At 70.8% G+C, this 15,632-nt stretch carries 13 protein-coding genes and 1 tRNA gene; 8 read left to right on the top strand and 6 right to left on the bottom strand.

The features are described 5' to 3' along the window. The first annotated feature begins 258 nt into the window (after positions 1–258). A complete protein-coding gene (locus tag ACLIRP_RS14205) occupies positions 259–1,554 on the top strand; it encodes a hypothetical protein (protein WP_412061122.1) in 1,296 nt (431 codons plus the stop codon). A gap of 43 nt (positions 1,555–1,597) precedes the next feature. Here ACLIRP_RS14205 and ACLIRP_RS14210 read toward each other — a convergent pair whose 3' ends face one another. Then, entirely contained in the window at positions 1,598–4,129 is a 2,532-nt protein-coding gene (locus ACLIRP_RS14210) for a cation:proton antiporter (protein ID WP_412061123.1), read from the bottom strand. A 93-nt stretch (positions 4,130–4,222) separates the two neighbouring features. Here ACLIRP_RS14210 and ACLIRP_RS14215 point away from each other — a divergent pair, with 93 nt between their 5' ends. Together ACLIRP_RS14215 and ACLIRP_RS14220 are read left to right on the top strand one after the other, a co-directional pair. Continuing rightward, positions 4,223–5,089, top strand: a complete 867-nt coding sequence (locus tag ACLIRP_RS14215; RefSeq protein ID WP_412061124.1) for an alpha/beta hydrolase — start codon at positions 4,223–4,225, stop codon at positions 5,087–5,089. 358 nt (positions 5,090–5,447) lie between these two features. Continuing rightward, the gene (locus ACLIRP_RS14220) at positions 5,448–5,780 is read left to right on the top strand and encodes a hypothetical protein (RefSeq protein ID WP_412061125.1); all 333 of its coding nucleotides are present in this window, start codon (positions 5,448–5,450) and stop codon (positions 5,778–5,780) included. Here the strand turns inward: ACLIRP_RS14220 and ACLIRP_RS14225 are convergent. Beyond that, entirely contained in the window at positions 5,746–6,939 is a 1,194-nt protein-coding gene (locus ACLIRP_RS14225; protein WP_412061126.1) for an alpha/beta hydrolase, read from the bottom strand. The two genes, ACLIRP_RS14220 and ACLIRP_RS14225, sit on opposite strands and share 35 nt — an antisense overlap. Before the next feature lie 172 nt (positions 6,940–7,111). After that, positions 7,112–8,947 (bottom strand): translational GTPase TypA, encoded by a 1,836-nt coding sequence (gene typA / locus ACLIRP_RS14230; RefSeq protein ID WP_412061127.1) that lies wholly within the window; start codon positions 8,945–8,947, stop codon positions 7,112–7,114. A 143-nt stretch (positions 8,948–9,090) separates the two neighbouring features. On the opposite strand from typA, the gene ACLIRP_RS14235 reads away from it, so the two are divergent. Beyond that, positions 9,091–9,906 carry a M48 family metalloprotease gene (locus ACLIRP_RS14235; protein ID WP_412061128.1) on the top strand — a complete coding sequence of 272 codons (816 nt, stop codon included), beginning with the start codon at positions 9,091–9,093 and terminating at the stop codon, positions 9,904–9,906. Here the strand turns inward: ACLIRP_RS14235 and ACLIRP_RS14240 are convergent. From ACLIRP_RS14240 to ACLIRP_RS14250, 3 genes are all read right to left on the bottom strand, one after another. Further along, positions 9,903–10,826: an aldo/keto reductase gene (locus ACLIRP_RS14240; RefSeq protein WP_412061129.1), complete on the bottom strand. Its 924-nt coding sequence runs from the start codon at positions 10,824–10,826 to the stop codon at positions 9,903–9,905. The two genes, ACLIRP_RS14235 and ACLIRP_RS14240, sit on opposite strands and share 4 nt — an antisense overlap. Before the next feature lie 84 nt (positions 10,827–10,910). Next, positions 10,911–12,038 (bottom strand): DUF3179 domain-containing protein, encoded by a 1,128-nt coding sequence (locus tag ACLIRP_RS14245; RefSeq protein ID WP_412061130.1) that lies wholly within the window; start codon positions 12,036–12,038, stop codon positions 10,911–10,913. Positions 12,039–12,118: 80 nt separating this feature from the next. Beyond that, complete coding sequence (locus ACLIRP_RS14250) at positions 12,119–12,763, bottom strand: MIP/aquaporin family protein (RefSeq protein ID WP_412061131.1); 645 nt, start codon at positions 12,761–12,763, stop codon at positions 12,119–12,121. Positions 12,764–12,943: 180 nt separating this feature from the next. Between ACLIRP_RS14250 and ACLIRP_RS14255 the strand changes: the two genes are divergently transcribed. The 4 genes from ACLIRP_RS14255 to ACLIRP_RS14270 all read left to right on the top strand — a co-directional run bounded on the left by ACLIRP_RS14255 (position 12,944) and on the right by ACLIRP_RS14270 (position 15,352). Continuing rightward, on the top strand, positions 12,944–13,165 hold the full coding sequence (locus tag ACLIRP_RS14255) for a hypothetical protein (RefSeq protein WP_412061132.1): 222 nt from the start codon (positions 12,944–12,946) through the stop codon (positions 13,163–13,165). Between the two features lie 73 nt (positions 13,166–13,238). After that, entirely contained in the window at positions 13,239–14,276 is a 1,038-nt protein-coding gene (gene holA, locus ACLIRP_RS14260; protein WP_412061133.1) for a DNA polymerase III subunit delta, read from the top strand. 228 nt (positions 14,277–14,504) lie between these two features. After that, a complete protein-coding gene (locus ACLIRP_RS14265; RefSeq protein ID WP_412063718.1) occupies positions 14,505–15,080 on the top strand; it encodes an RNA polymerase sigma factor in 576 nt (191 codons plus the stop codon). Between the two features lie 198 nt (positions 15,081–15,278). After that, positions 15,279–15,352, top strand: a tRNA-Val gene (locus ACLIRP_RS14270). Positions 15,353–15,632 lie beyond the last annotated feature (280 nt).

The raw sequence follows: 15,632 nt of genomic DNA on the forward strand, positions 1-15,632 counted from the left end.
TCCTCGCCCTCATGAACGCCTTTCACCGTACATACCCGAACCACCTCCATTTCAGCCAATCCCTTTTCACCCACGTCTGCCATGACTTGTGTGTCACCTCTCCATTTCCGACCCAACCTCTTGGCGTGGGCTTGCCTTTCCCACATTGTAGCCTGCTTGTCTGCGGCACCCGCTGCGCTCGCTGCGCCAGTCCCGTCCCCATATACGGCAAATGGGCCAGAGCGCGTCACTTCAGAATACTGGAGCGCGCGTTCGGACGTGCATCCCGATGACGATGCTGCAGCCCTCACCATCCGGCCGGCATGGATGATCGTCAGGCGTTTCATGGCGAGCCGAGCGGGCCGCCGGTTCGGACAAATTGCTGTTGACCTGGCAGTCGAACTCGGGATCACCGCAGCCATCGAGATGATTCGACGCGCGCTCGGCTGGGGTGGACTCAGTAGAGATGAGAGCAATGCTCTCCGCGAGCTTCAGCGGTTCGTTGGCGATCTTGAACAGAGTATCCGGCGAAACGGCAATGAGATTCGAGCCGTCCGGGAAGAGATGGAACAGCGTCACGGGTGGACCCAGCGACAACTCAACTTGCTCGACCAACGCGTTGCAGGAGTTGACCGGCGGCTCCGAGAAGTTGAGACTCGGCTACTCCGCGTTGAGCGCAAGACAACCGCCCAGGCCCAAGAACTCCGTCAGGTCCGTCGGACGCTCATCGATCAGCATGGACGAATCGTCGAGTTGGAAGGCGCCGTGGCGGACCACAATGGCCGGATCACGGACCTCGAGGGCCGGACGGTCCGGCTCGAAGACCTTGCAGCAGACAATCGGGTCCGGATTGACGGGCTCACCGTCCGGGTGGAAGATCTTGAGGACCGCATGTCCTCCGTGGAAGGCGTGGCACGCGCCAACCAAGATCGGAGCCGGTCGAACGAGACACGGTTGGACCGAGATGGCTACTATGACAAGCATCTATTCGCGCTGAGTCTCCAAGCCCTGTATCCGCGCGCGCAGGGCGGCGACGGAGGGCTGCTCGGAGGAGCGTTCGATGTGACGTATCTGTTTTCCGAGTTTTTGGGAGTGTTCGGATCGTTCACACTCGCCCCAACCAGAGCACACACAGCTCCGGGCTATGCGCTGAGTACGGATCCAAGTCGGGCCGCAACGCTCGTGTGGGATCACTACGCGGGCTTTGTCGGTGCCTACGCCGATGTCCTTCCAGGCAACCAACCTGTCGCGCTGCGGATCGGTGCCGGTGTTGGCCTCGTCGTCAACGACCTGATCGAAATGCCAGCAGATGCCGGGTCGTTTGACCGCTCGGAGACGACTTCCCTCGACCGCCGGACGAACGCGGCGGCTCTGGCCAGAATCGATTTGGGCTTCTCGCCAAAGCTGTTCCCCTTCGAGCCCTTTGCGACCGTTGGGGTTTCAGCCATGCTGGACCCCGTCGCGTTCGATCACCCTGCACTCGTCTCCAACGAGTTTGGAACGGCAGTCCAGTACGTTGCCGCTGGGTTCCGATACCGATGGACGACGGCCGACCAATACAACGGGCGGCGCTGATCTACCGACTCTCCCTTCGTCCGATCGGCGGTGCCGTCCCGGCCTAGCTCGCGGCGGGCGGGTCGGCCGGCTCCATCGCGAGGTCGTCGCGGACGGCGCCCAGGAGGGCATCGCGGGCGGCCTCGGGCGATTCGGCCTCGACGAGCCGCTCGACGGTCGCTTCGGAGCGGATCAATTGAGCCGTCACCGCGAGCTGGCGGAGGTAGGCCTCGGCGTCGAGCGCGTCCGGCGCCAGCAGCACCACGACCACGCGCGCGGGCTGGCCGGTGTGCGGGAGCGGCGCCCCGCGCGGGCACACGCCGACGTGCACCTGGGGCGTCTCCACATCCGGGACGTGCGCGTGGTAGAGCACCACGCCGGGCATCACCTCGGGCGCGTCGTCGGGCATCGCCGCCAGCCGCTGCGCGAGGTCGGCCGCCAGGCCGGGGCGGTCGGGGAAGCCGGGCGTGAGGACGCGGCGCAGCATCGCCTCGGCCGACGCCGGCGCCAGGTCGAGCACGATGTGCTCGGGCGGCAGCGACAAGTCCTCGACGCCGTCGCCGTCGACGGCCTCGGCAACGAGCGGGACGGTCGCCGCCTCGGACAGCGTCATCGACAGCAGGTCGAGGCCGGGGTGGCGCCGCGCGAGCACGCGGGGCAGCCGCGTCAGCGCCGGCCGCCACGCGACGGCCCCGTGGCGCACGCCGATCAGCACCAGGACGTCGCCCGTCGAGACCTCGTCGTCGAGTGAGCGGACCGCGCCGGACCACACGTCGAGCGGCCGGACCTCGACCGACGCCTCAGGCCGGGCCTCCGCGAGGCGGCGCTCCACCTCGGCCGCGTCGTCGGTCGCGGCGAAGGCCACCACCTTGAGGCCCTTCTGCGCCGCCAGCACCTTGAGCACGCGCGCCGCGCGGGCGAACCCGGTCTCGCGGTGGACGAGCGGCGGGACGAGCACGACGAGCCGCCGCGCCGCCGCGAGCGGGGCCACGAGCCGCGCCACGACCACCATCGACCGGCTCTCCGTCAACACCCCGTCGATCACCTGCCCGAACACCATCGCGCCCGGCGAGCGCTGCCCGTTCCACCCGGCCACGACTTCGCTGGCGCGGACCTCGCGCGCGGCCCGCAGGATCCCCCGGACCGCGTTGTCGTCGATCCGGACCGTCGGCGAGACCGGCACCGACGCCGCCGTCGCGTGGAGCACGGCCCGCTCCATCAGCCGCTCGGCGGCGGCCACGTTCTCGGCCTCGTCGGCGCCCGCGCGCGCGACGGCGACGGGGAAGATGGGCTCCTCACTCTTGGGGCTCCGCAGGAGCAGTGCCAGTTCCATCAGGTCCGCCGCCGTCTCCGGGTTCGACAGCGGCACCACGATCCGCTCGGGCGCCGACGCCGGCTCGTACGGCCGGTCCGCCTCCGCCAGCGCCACGCGCCGCCCGACGGCCTGCACCACGCTCGGGCCGACCAGGCACGTCAGGACGATCACGACGACGACGGCGTTGACGGCGGTCTGCGAGAACAGTCCGATGTCGAACCCGATCAGCGTCACCGCCAGCGTCGCGGCGGCTTGGGGCATCGTCAGCCCGGCGACGGTGACCGCCTCGTCGCGCGAGAACCCGAACAAGGGGATACCCAGCAGCGCGGCCCCGCCCTTGCCCACGAACACGATCGCCGTGAACAGCAGGGCCAGCCCCCACACGACGGGCGACCCGAGCACGCCGACGTCGACCAGCAGCCCGACGGAGACCAGGAAGAACGGCACCAGGAAGGCGTTGCCCACGAACTGCAGCCGCGTCATCAGCGGGCTGCTCTTGGGGATCAGCGGGTTGAGCGCGATGCCCGCCAGGAACGCACCGATGATGGGCGCCAGCCCGGCGAGCGACGCCGTCCACGCGGCGAAAAAGACGAGCGCCAGTAGGAACGCGAACGCGGCGTCGTCCTCGCGGCGGACGCGGCGGAAAAAGGCCCGCGCCAGCTTGGGCATCCCCCACAGCACGGCGACGGCCCACACAGCGGTCTTGCCTACGAACGTCAGCCAGAACTCGGCGTCGGCGTCGCCGCCGACCAGCCCCTGCACGACCGCCAGCACCAGAAGGGAAAACAGGTCGGTCACGAGCGTGGCGCCGGTCGCGATCACGAGCGCCCGGTTTTTCGAGATCCCCAGCCGCCCCGCGATCGGCAGCGCCAGCAGCGTGTGGCTCCCGACGATGCTCCCCAGGAGCGCCGCCGCGGGCATCCCATACCCCAGTACGCTCGGCGCGAGCGTCAGCGCGAGCGCCATCGGGACGGCGAACGACAGGGCCCCGAACGCCAGCGCCTGCGTTCGCTGCTTGGCGAACTCGGCGAGGTCGAGCGTGACGCCGGCCATGAACATCAGGTACAGCAGCCCGAACGTGCCGAGCAGCACGAACGTCGCGTCGCGCTCGAGCAGCCCGGTGACGCTCGGCCCGGCGACGGCGCCGAGCGCGATGAGCCCGACGAGCCCGGGCACGCGGAACCGCTCGAACAGCAGCGGTCCGACGAGCAGGATCCCCATCGTGATCGCCACGATCAGCACGGGGTCGGTGACGGGCAGTTGGGGGACGGGCAGATCCACGGGGCACGATCGGAGGGACCCCAAACGTACCGACCGGGTCGCTTTTCGGTCGTCGGTTTTCGGTGATCGGTGTTCTGCTCTCCAGCGTCTCCCATGCGCCTCGCCGTTCTCGCTCTCGCCCTCACCGCCTCCGGCTGCGTGACCGTCGCCGTCGGGCCCGAGCACGTGCTGCACCCGCGCCTCGACGCCGACACCTCCGCGCCCGCGCTCGACGCGGCGGCCGTCGCCCGGGCCGTCCCCGGGGCGACCGTCGAGCCGTTCGACATGGCCGTCGACGGTGCCGTGCTGGCAGGGTGGTGGGTCCGCCACGCGGCGCCCGACGACGCGCGCCCGACGGTCCTGTACTTCGGCGGGAACGGCTTTCGCATCTCCCACCTCGGCCTGAAAAAGCTGGTCCCCCTCCTGCGCACCGGCGTCGACGTGGTGCTGGTCGACCACCGGGGCCACGGGCGGAGCACCGGGGAGGCGTCGACGCACGCGCTCAAAGCCGACGCGCTGGCGACGTTCGACGCCGTCGCGGCCGTCGTCGGATCGGAGCGCGTGATTGTCCACGGGCACTCGCTGGGCAGCTTTCTCGCCAGCCACGTCGGCGCCGAGCGCGAGACCGCAGGCGTCGTGCTCGAAAACTCGGCGACGACGACGGCCGACTACGCAGCCTCACGGTTCGACCTGTACCCCGTCTTCCGTCCGTTCGTCCGGCTGGAGGTCTCCGACGCGCTCGCGGGCGAGGGCAGCCTGGCGCCGGTCCGCCGCATCGACGAGCCGCTGCTGATCCTGGCGGGCGCGCTCGACGCCCGCATCCCGGCCTGGATGAGCCGGGAGTTGTACGCCGCCTCCCCGCTCGCGCCCGGCCGCAAGCGACTCGTCGTGTTCGAGACGGCCGGCCACAACCGCGTCCCCTTCCACCCCGACTTCGCGGGCGTCTACCGCGCCTTCGTCGCCGACTGGGTGCGCCCGTAGCGGGCGCCCCGTCGCGACTGCTGCGAGATCACGTCCCCCCGCCTCGGGACCGAGGTGGGAGGGATGTGCTCGGCAGACCCCCCGTCCGCGCGGCGCTCTGAGAGGGGGCTGGCGCCAGCATTGGGGCGCTCGCGCACGAGTGGCACGACGCCACACGGACTGTCCCCCTTGGCAAGGGGGACAGCTTGGGCGCGGCACGCCAGCCCCACAGCCTGGCACTCCATCTGCGCGTCCGAGCGGGGGGTCTGCCGAGCGCGACGCCCCACCTGCTGGCGCAAGCAGGGCTCGGATGGGCACCCGCATGGCCTTGCGGGCCGCCGACGATTGTCCGAGGTTCGCGCCCCCGCCCCGCCCCCCGATGCGCACGCTCCTCCTGGCCGCCCTCGTCCTCGCCGCCTGCGACTCCACCGCCAGCGGCCCGCCCGACATCGGCGACACCTACCGCGTCGAGTCCGCGAGCCTGGAGGGCGACGTGCTGACGGCCGTCGTGAGCTACAGCGGTGGGTGCCAGGCGCACACCTTCGAGCCCCGGGTCCGGTCGGCCGCGACCAAGACCGAGGTCTGGCTCGTCCACGACGCCAACAACGACGTGTGCGAGGCCTACATCACCGAGACGCTGGCGCTGACGGTCGCGGTAGACGGGCCGGTCGTCCTGCTCACGCCGGCGGGCGGCGAGGTCCGGCTCCGCTAGGCACCAGCCACGCCAGCAGTCGGGCCGTCACCTCGGGGTCGCGGATCAGGTCGAAGTGCGACGTGCCTGGCAAGATATACTGGCGCTCGGCGGGCACCGCCAGCGCGAGCGCCGGATCCGGGTGGCGACCGAGCGCGCTGTCGAGCGGGACGAGCCCGTCGCCGACGGTCCGGTCGCGCACGCCGTTTTTCCCGTCGCCCAGCGTCGCGGCCACGAGGTACACAGCGACCCCGTCCGGGAGCGGGAGCGGCTCGCGGTGGTCCGGGCCGCGGGCAAAGCGGTCGAGCCCGACCCAGTCCGCCTCGGCCACGCTCCCGAACCGCAGGTCGGTAACGCCCGCGCTCCGCGCCTGCCCGAGCGCCGCGTACGGCGCCGTCCACCGCGTCGCCCCCAAGAGGGTGTCGACCACGTTCCCGACGCGCTCCAGGGGCGACCCGTGGTGGGGCGTCCCCAGGCACACCAGCGACACGTTTTTCGAGGGCCACCCGTGCCCGGCATCGACGGCGTGCCCCAGCGCGCTCCGCATCACCAGCCCGCCCATGCTGTGTGCGACCACGACGATCCGCCGCACCGGGACGGGCCACGCCCTGACAACCGCCTCCAGCGCCTCCGCCGCCTCCGCCCCGTTGTCCGAGACGTGGCGCCCGCTGTTGTAGCGGAGCCCGAGCCGGCTCGCGCCGAGCGCCTCCGCCAGCACCGCGCCGGGGTCGTGGGCGTCGTCGCCCCACTGCCCGTCGTGCATGCACAGGCCGTGGACGAACACGAGCACCGTCTCGGACGGGTCGGCGACCGCGCCGGTGTCGACGGGCCGTCCGTCATAGCGGATCTGGGTGGCCGTCGCCAGTTCGTTGCCTGTCCTCGCGAGCGTGTCGCCAAAGGCCCCGTTGAGCGCCGCGACCGCCGCCTCGCGGATCTCGCCGCGCGCGCCGTCGAGCGCGTCGGGCCGGACCCGCTCGGCCACCGCCAGCCCGCCGTCGGCCGCCCGCGCCGCACCGCGTGTGATCGCCCGGATCATCCGGTACACAAAGCCCGCGATCCCCCGCTTGCGGTCACCGACTTTGCGCCGCCGCGTGACGGCCGCGTGCGCGGCCTCAACGACGTCGGTGGTGCCGGTGACGGCGTCGGCGAGGAGCCGGACGGCGCCGCGGAGGTCGGACAAGAGGGACACCGGGACTCGGGCGCGGGTACACGGCCGGGCGGCGGCGTGGGTCCCCTGACTGCGCTCGCGCCCCCTCAGAGCGCCGCGTGGATGGGTGAAGTCTCCACCCCGAACGAGACACGGGCCGCCCCCCGAGGGAGCGGCCCGTGCGCACATCCGGCCGGCTTGCGCCCTAGCCCTCCTCGTTCTTGCGCGCGTTGTTGGCCCGCTTGCGCTCGTGGGGGTCGAGGTGCCGCTTGCGCAGGCGCATCGAGGTCGGCGTGATCTCGATGAGCTCGTCGTCGCGGATAAACTCGATGGCCTCCTCCAGCGACATCTTCTTGCTCGGGTTCATCTTGAGGAAGTTGTCCGAGCCCGACGCGCGCATGTTGGTCAGCTTCTTCTCCTTGGTCGCGTTGACCTCCATGTCCTCGTCGCGCGCGTTCTCGCCGACGATCATCCCGTTGTAGACCTCGTCGCCGGGCTCCACGAAGAGCTGGCCGCGCTCCTGCAGGTTGACGATGGTGTACGGCGTGACCTTGCCGTTGCGGTCGGCGACGATGGCGCCCGTCGCGCGGTGCGTGATGGGCCCGGCCCACGGCTTGTAGCCGTCGAACAGGTGGGTCAGCAGCCCGGTCCCCTTGGTGTCGGTCAGGAACTCTGTCCGGTAGCCGATGAGCCCGCGCGCCGGGATCTCGAACGTCATCCGAATCCGTCCCGACCCGTTGTTCTTCATCTCGACCATCATGCCCTTGCGCGTGCCGAGCGTCTCGATGACGACGCCCATGAACTCCTCGGCCACGTCGATCGTCGCCCGCTCGTACGGCTCGTGCGTCTTGCCGTTCACCTGCTTGGTGATGACTTGGGGCGTGCCGACGGCGAACTCGTAGCCCTCGCGGCGCATCTGCTCGATGAGGATCGCCATCTGGAGCTCGCCGCGGCCGAAGACGAGGTAGCGGTCGGTGCTCTCGGTCTCGTCGATGCGGAGTGCCAGGTTCGCCTCACCCTCCTTCATCAAGCGGTCGCGCAGGTTGCGCGAGGTCACGTACTTGCCGTCCTTGCCGACGAACGGCGAGTCGTTGACGCGGAACTCCATCGACAGCGTCGGCTCGTCGATGTCGAGCGCCGCGAGCGGCTGCGGGTCCTCGACGTCGGTGATCGACTCGCCCAGGCCGATGCCCGTCAGGCCGCCGACGTAGACGATGTCGCCGGCCGTCGCCGTCTCGGCCTCCACGCGGTCCAGGCCCTCCGAGACGAACAGGCTCGTGACCTGGGTCGCCTTCTGCTCGCCGGTCCGGTGGCACATCAGCACGCGCTGCTTCATCTTGAGCGTGCCGTTGACGACGCGCGCGATCGCGATCGGCCCGAGGTAGGCGTCCGGCTTGACGTCGGTGACGAGCACCTGGAGCGTCGCGTCGGGGTCGCCGGCCGGCGCCGGGACCGTGTCCACGATCGTCTCGAAGACGGGCTTGAGGTCGGTCAGCTCCGTCCCCAGCTCCAGCGTGCACTCGCCGTCGCGGGCGACGGCGTAGATGACGGGGAACTCGAGCTGGTGCTCGTCGGCGTCGAGGTCGATAAACAGGTCGTAGATCTCGTCGAGCACCTCCTCGGCGCGCGCGTCGCCGCGGTCGATCTTGTTGATGACCACGATCGGGACGAGCCCGAGCGCGAGCGCCTTCGAGAGCACGAAGCGCGTCTGGGGGAGGGGCCCCTCGGCGGCGTCCACGAGCAGCATGATGCCGTCGACCATGCGGAGCGTCCGCTCGACCTCGCCGCCGAAGTCGGCGTGGCCCGGCGTGTCGACGATGTTGATCTTGACGGTCTCGCCGGCGTCGGTGACGTAGCGCACGGCCGTGTTCTTGGCCATGATCGTGATGCCCTTCTCGCGCTCGAGGTCCATCGAGTCCATCACGCGCTCGGTGACGGTCTCGTGGGCGGCGAACGTGCCGCTCTGCTGCAGCAGGGCGTCCACGAGCGTGGTCTTGCCGTGGTCGACGTGGGCGACGATGGCGACGTTTCGGATCTGCATAGCGGGCCGGGAGGCGGCAAAGGGACCCGAAAGGTCCGGCGCGGACGGTGAGGGACGGGCCGAGGCCCGGTGCGTTCGGGGCGAAGTCGGCGGGAGACGCGAGCGCGGTTGGCGCGTACGCCGCCCGCCCCTCTGCTCGCGCCATGCCCGTCCGCCTCGCCGTCTTCCTCATTGCCCTCGCGTTCGTGCCCGGCTGCACCTGCGCCTCCGACAGCGTCAACCGCGGCGACCTCAACCTGGTCTCGCTCGACGACGAATGGGCACTGGGCAATGAGCTCGCGGCCGAGGTCGACGCCCAGATCGCCGCCGTGCCCGACAAAGAGGTCCAGCTCTACGTCGCGGCGCTGGGCGCGGCACTCGCGGCCGAGACCGAGCTCGCGGACCGCCCGTGGACGTTTACCGCCGTCGCCGACCCGGCCGTCAACGCGTTCGCGCTCCCCGGCGGGCACGTCTACGTCCACGCCGGGCTGATCGCGGCGGCCGAGACCGAGGCCGAGCTGGCGTCGGTCGTCGGGCACGAGGTGGCGCACGTGGCCGCGCGGCACAGCACCGAGCGGATGGTCAAGGCGCAGGGGCTGGCCGTCGTCGCGGGTCTGGTCCTGGGCAACGACCCCGGGCTCGTCCGCCAACTCGTCGCCGGGATTATCGGGCAGGGCGCGCTCGCCCGCTTTTCGCGGTCCGACGAGCGCGAGGCCGACGAGCTCGGGCTCGCGTACATGGCCAACGCCGGCTTCGACCCCGACGGCCAAGCGGCCATGTTCGAAACACTGGTGGCGCTGCGCGAGCGCGAGCCGGGCCGGTTCGAACAGTGGTTCGGGACGCACCCGCTCGGCGAGGAGCGCGTCGAGCGCGCCGTCGAGGCGGCGGCAGCGATGCCCGAGGGCGGGACGCAAGACAGCGACCGCTTCCGCGACGTTCGCGCCCGGGTGCTCGCGGCGCAGGGGTGGGCGGCGCGCTAGCCCGCCAGGGCGGCGTCGACGGCCGCCAGGTCGTCGTCGGTCAGGGTCCACTGGGCCGCGGCTACGTTCGCGCGGATCTGCGACGGCTTCGTCGCCCCGGCGATCACACTCACGACCGGCGCGTGCGCCAGCAGGTACGCGAACGCGAGGTCGAGAATCGTGTGGCCGCGCGCCCCGGCGACGGCGATCAGCCGCTCGACCGCGTCGAGGTTGGCGTCGGTCAGCACCGAGTCGCCCATCGTCTTGAACTTGCCCTCCGTCGCGTTCAGGCGCCCGTCGGCGTCGGTGTCGCCGCGGCGGTACTTGCCCGTCAGCAGGCCGCTCTTGAGCGGGAAGTAGGGGACGAACGCCAACCCCAGCGCGCGGCACGTGTCGAGGACGCCCCCTTCGGGCTCGCGGTGGAGCAGGCTGTACTCGTTCTGGACGGCCACGAACCGCGCCCCACTCGCGGCGGCCTCCGCCTCGCGGAGTTGGTCGACGGAGAAGCCGGAGCACGCGATCTCGCGGACCTTGCCCTCCACCACCAGGTCGGCCAGCGCGCCGAGCGTGTCGGCGATCGGCGTGTCCGGATCCGGCCGATGGAGGTAGTAGAGGTCGATGCGGTCGGTGCCGAGCCGCCGCAGGCTGCCCTCGCATGCTTGGCGGACCGCCGCAGGCGTCGCCTGCCCGCCCTCGCCCCCCTTGGGTCGGTACCCGCACTTCGTCGCGATCACGACGTCGTCGCGCCGGGACCCGAGCGCGCGGCCCAGGAACCGCTCGCTGGCGCCGTCGCCGTAAAGCTCGGCCGTGTCGAAGTGCGTGACGCCCGCGTCGAGCGCCGCGTCGACGACGGCTTGCGAGGCCGCCTCGTCGATGTGCCAGCCGAAGTTGTTGCAGCCGAGGCCGACGGCGGAGACGGTAAGGGAGCCGATCTGAGTCATGGCGAGGCGCGAGGGATGAGGAACGAGGAATGAGCGGCGGGTGGCCGAGGCTCCCGCATGCCCTCACTCCTCACGCCTCGTCCCTCATTCCTCCCATACCGTCGTCTCGGGGCGGAAGGCGAACCACGCGAAGGCGAACGTGTCGTGCGTGGGGAGCAAGTCGAGCCGCGTCCCCGCCAGCGAGCCCGAGATCGCCATCCCCGTGGCGTCCCACCGGCTGCCGGTCTCGGCGTCCACGAAGGCGCCGCCCTCGCGGCGGAACGTGAGCGTGGCCGGACGGCCATCGACCCGGACGGTCCGGCGGAAGGCGCCCGCCGAGCCGACCGCGCGCGCGTCCGCGATCCGGTCCTCCCCGAGCGCCGTCGCCGTGTCGCCGGCGTGGAAGACGACGATCTCGACGCCCCCGAGGCGGTCCTCGACGACACCCCGCTCGCGCGTGAGGTCGGCGGGGTACGCCCGGAACGCGCCGCCCGCCTCGACGGCGACGACGCGCGCCATCGGCGCCAGCCGGCCGTCGGGAGGGCCGTCATAGAGGATGGGCGACTGCGCGACGTCGTCGTAGCCGACGTAGGGGTTGCGGCCGTAGTCCCGCCGGTGGCCGGTTTTGCGCGAGAGGACCGGCGCGTCGGGCTCGGCGGCGCGGGCCTGGGCGAACGAGACGATCTGGGCGGGCAGCACGTCGAGCGTCGAGCCGACCAAGTCGCCCACGAGCGCCTCGCCGGTGTACTGCTGCCACAGCGTCTCGGTCTGGCGGTCGAACATCACCAGGTCCGAGTGGCGGAGCAGGCCCGAGACCCCGAAGTCGAGCACGCGCGGGCCGTCGGGCGTCTCGACCGTGCGGCGGACGGCGACGGCGCTGTAGCACAGCGGGCAGAACGTGACCGCGACGGGCTCGCCACCGAGGGAGTCGTTCGCGATCTCGTGCCACGTCAGGATCTGGAGCGGATAGATCTTGGCCTCCCCGCGCAGGCGGAGCAGGACGACGGGCTCGCGATCCGCCAACCACACGCTCGCGCGGTCGGCGGTGATAAAGTCCGGCGCGTCGATGGCCGGGATGCCGTCCTTGGGCGGGCCGCCGGCGCGGAGCTCGGACAGCTCGATGGTCCGCCGCGCCGTGTTCGTGTCGAAGCCCGGCAGCGCGCGCTCGGGCGCCTGGGCCTGGGAGCAGCCCGCGAGCAGGAGGACGGCGGCGAGGAGGAGGGCGCTACGCATGGCTCTCCCGACGCGGCGCGGCACGCGCGGCTTACGCATCGCGCGGCCGGCCGACGACGGGCCGCCGTCCGCGCCCTGCCCTACGCCTCGTTCGGCATCTGGGCCTTGAACGTGAACGCCGCTAGCGCCCCGCCCGCGAACGTCGCCACGAGGTACACCCACAGGCTCGCCATGGACTGCCCCTCGCCCACGACCACGTCGACGAGGACCGGGCCGAGCGCGACGGCCGGGTTGAAGGCGCCGCCCGAGATCGGCCCGGCCGCCAGCGCGCCGCCCAGCACCACGAGCCCGATCGCCAACCCGTAGTAGTCGTTGCCCGCCGTGCCGCTGACGGTCGCCACGTGCAGGATGACGAGCGCGAGCAGGAACGTGAACAGCAGCTCCAGCAGGAAAAAGGCGCCCAGGCCCGTCTCCTCGGCCGGCGTCACCTGGAGCACGTCGCCGGTGACGAGGTAGGCCGCGAACGCCGCCAGCACCGCCGCCAGCACCTGCACCGCCACGTACGCACCGGCCTCCGGGATCGTGATCCGGCCCCGGATCCAGACCGCGAGTGTGACGGCCGGGTTGTAGTGCGCGCCCGAGATGTGGCCGCCCATGTAGATCACCGCGATCAGCACGCCGGCAATGGCGAGGGGCGCGAGCGCGCTCCCGATCAGGACCGTCAGGCCGATCGTCAAGACGAGAAAGAACGTGCCGAGAAACTCGGTGAGGAGCTTGGGAGCCATGGGTCGGGGAGGCCAGGGAAGGGGACGCCAAAGCTAGACCGGACAGTCGTGCTAGCCGGAACGCGACCGTGCCCGAACCGGCCGCCAGCCCACGCACACGGCTCGCACCTGTTTTCTTGTGCCATGCCGCCTCGTCTAAACCCCGTCCGCCCGCCCATTGTCCCGCCCCGCCCGACCAGTATGTCGGCTCGCGAATACGAGGCGTATCAGCTGTTCGTGCTCGGCGAGGCCGGCGTCGAACGCGTCCGCCTGCGCGCGCCGCGCACGCCCGACGCCCCACGCCTGTGCCGCGACAACGACGGCCTGGAGATGACGCTCGACGACGCCATGCGGCTGCAGTTCATCCCCCACGACGTCGGCGAAGACGTGCGGTGCACGTGCACGTACCGCCCCGCGTGGTGAGGCCACCGGGGCCTCGGTGACAGAGGGGGGCCTCGCCCCGGGCCTACCTTGGGGCCTTCCCCCCCGACCCCACATGGCAAACGGCCGCTCCAAGACAGGCGCCTCGTTCGACGACCTCTCGACCGGCTTCGCCAACGGCCAGTTTGCCCCGCTGTACTTTTTCTACGGCCAGGAGGGCTGGTTCATGGACGAGCTCCAGCGGCTGGCGCTGAAGCACGCCGTCGAGCCCCACGAGCACGACTTCAACGTCGACGTGGTGTTCGGGCCCGAGGCCTCGGCGCAGGCCGTGCTGGCGCAGTGCTCGCAGTTCCCGATGATGGCCGCGCGGCGGCTGGTGATCGTGCGCGGGTTCGAGAAGCTGGCCGACAACAAGCTGTTCCAGAGCTACGCCGCGGCGCCGAACCCCCAGGCCGTCGTGATCCTGCTGTGCGACTCGAAGCCCAACGTCTCGGCGCACCCGTACCGGGCGCTGCGCGAGAAGGCCGTGTGGTCGCTGTTCGATCCGCTCAAAGAGCGCCAGCTGGCGGGCTGGGTCGAAAAGCGGTTCCGCGCGCGGCGTGTCGAGACCGAGTCCGGCGCGGCCCAGATGCTGGCCGAGCTGGCCGGGGCCGACCTGCGCTCGCTCGAGTCCGAGGTCGACAAGTTGGTGACGTATGTCGGCGACCGGGCGCTCGTCACGCGCGACGACGTGCTTCGGGCGGCAGGACACTCGGCCGAGCAGAACCCGTTCGAGCTTCAGCACGCGCTCGGCCGCGGCGACGTCGCCCGCGCGCTCGCCATCGCCGACGCGCTGCTGACGCAAGCCGGGCAGCGCCGGGGCGAGGCCATCCGCATCGTCGCCCTGCTGGCGTCGCACGTGACGAAGCTGTGGAAGCTGACAGGTTGTCTGGCCCAGAACGTCCCCGAGCGCGAGTGGGCCGGACAAATCGGCGTGCCCCCGTTTGCCCTTCGTGACTATGTGTCACCCGCCAAACGGTACGGCGAGCGCGGCGTCCGGCGCGCCTTCGAGGCTCTCCTCGCGGCCGACCTAGAGCTCAAAGGGGCCTCTCACCGCGACGAGCGCCTGATCCTGACCCTAGCGCTCCGCCGCGCGGCAGCACCTCCCCGGTAAGGCTCATCGGGGAATCCACGTCAGGGATTCTACGAAGACCCCGCAGTCCTCCGTTGCAACAGGCGACCGGGCACGCTCCTTGCGCTTTTTGTTCCCGCTGCCCCCCGGCGGCCTCCCACCGACCCTTCCCCTCTCCTCCCCTCTATGCCGACCCTGAAAAAGCAGACGTTCGCCAAGGCCAACCGGACCGTCACCCCGGCCTCGAAGAACCACGGCGTCCTCTCGCAGATGAACGACGAGGACCTGATGAGCCAGTTCCAGATGGGGACGGTCGAGGCCTTCGACATCTTGGTCGGGCGCTACCACGACCCGCTGACGAACTACATCTATCGGTTCCTCGGCGACCTCAAGGAGTGCGAGGACCTGCTCCAGGAGACCTTCCTGCGCGTCTACCGCAACCGGCACAGCTACCGCCGAATTGCCAAGTTCTCGACGTGGCTCTACACCATCGCCGGCAACCTGGCGCGGTCCGAGTACCGCAAGCGCAAGCGCCGTCGCCTCTACAGCCTCCAGTCCGTCAACCGTGACGATGAGGAGTACGAGGTCGAGATCCCCGACGAGACGTTCCTGCCGGACAAGCACGCCGAGGGCACGATCCAGGACAAGTACATCCAAGACGCGCTGGCGCAGATCCCCGAGGAGTTCCGCGAGGTCGTCGTGCTGCGCGACGTCCAGCAACTCGCCTACGAGGAGATCGCTGACATCACGGGCCTCCCGATGGGTACCGTCAAGAGCCGCATCAACCGGGGCCGTACCAAGCTCCAGGGCATCCTCCAGGAGGTCTACTCCCCGGAGGAGGCGTAGCGCTCCCTCTGTTCGAGGCGCAAGGCCCGTAAGCCTGAGCCACCCAAGCGGGCCGTCCTTCGGGGCGGCCCGCTTCTTTATGGCCGACCTGCGAGCCGGTGGCGTGCGGTCCTCGCGGTCTCTCCACCGTCGCGCCTTGCCCGGGGCCGCCCGCGTCCGCTACTTTCGTCGTCCGCTGGCGCTCGCCGCCGGCGCACCGGGCCCTTAGCTCAGGGGTTTAGAGCGCTCGCCTCACACGCGAGAGGTCGATGGTTCAAATCCATCAGGGCCCACCGCCCCTGTCTCCATCTAATTGGGAGACAGGGGGTTTGTATTTTCGGGTCCAACAATCGGTCACGCGGGCGCCAACGAGAGGAGCCCGAACCCGAACCCCTTCGCCGGGCCGGGTCCGTGACTGTGACCGACAGCGTCCCATCGAAGCGGACGTCAAACAGCGTCAGACCTCGCTTGGCGCGCCCGCCCGAGACCTGGAACGGGGCGTCGACGACGTGCTCGACCGTGACGCCCGCCGCCTCGGACTTCCGCTCGAGCCAGTCGAGGTAACCGAGCGTG

This window comes from Rubrivirga halophila (assembly GCF_046845755.1).
GTDB lineage: Bacteria > Bacteroidota > Rhodothermia > Rhodothermales > Rubricoccaceae > Rubrivirga.

Excerpts from the sequence above, each read along its gene's own strand:
- ACLIRP_RS14215 (WP_412061124.1), top strand. The coding sequence starts at position 4,223 with ATGCGCCTCGCCGTTCTCGCTCTCGCCCTCACCGCCTCCGGCTGCGTG.
- ACLIRP_RS14220 (WP_412061125.1), top strand. The coding sequence starts at position 5,448 with ATGCGCACGCTCCTCCTGGCCGCCCTCGTCCTCGCCGCCTGCGACTCC.
- typA (WP_412061127.1), bottom strand. The coding sequence starts at position 8,947 with ATGCAGATCCGAAACGTCGCCATCGTCGCCCACGTCGACCACGGCAAG.
- ACLIRP_RS14235 (WP_412061128.1), top strand. The coding sequence starts at position 9,091 with ATGCCCGTCCGCCTCGCCGTCTTCCTCATTGCCCTCGCGTTCGTGCCC.
- ACLIRP_RS14240 (WP_412061129.1), bottom strand. The coding sequence starts at position 10,826 with ATGACTCAGATCGGCTCCCTTACCGTCTCCGCCGTCGGCCTCGGCTGC.
- ACLIRP_RS14245 (WP_412061130.1), bottom strand. The coding sequence starts at position 12,038 with ATGCGTAGCGCCCTCCTCCTCGCCGCCGTCCTCCTGCTCGCGGGCTGC.
- ACLIRP_RS14250 (WP_412061131.1), bottom strand. The coding sequence starts at position 12,763 with ATGGCTCCCAAGCTCCTCACCGAGTTTCTCGGCACGTTCTTTCTCGTC.
- ACLIRP_RS14255 (WP_412061132.1), top strand. The coding sequence starts at position 12,944 with ATGTCGGCTCGCGAATACGAGGCGTATCAGCTGTTCGTGCTCGGCGAG.
- holA (WP_412061133.1), top strand. The coding sequence starts at position 13,239 with ATGGCAAACGGCCGCTCCAAGACAGGCGCCTCGTTCGACGACCTCTCG.
- ACLIRP_RS14265 (WP_412063718.1), top strand. The coding sequence starts at position 14,505 with ATGAACGACGAGGACCTGATGAGCCAGTTCCAGATGGGGACGGTCGAG.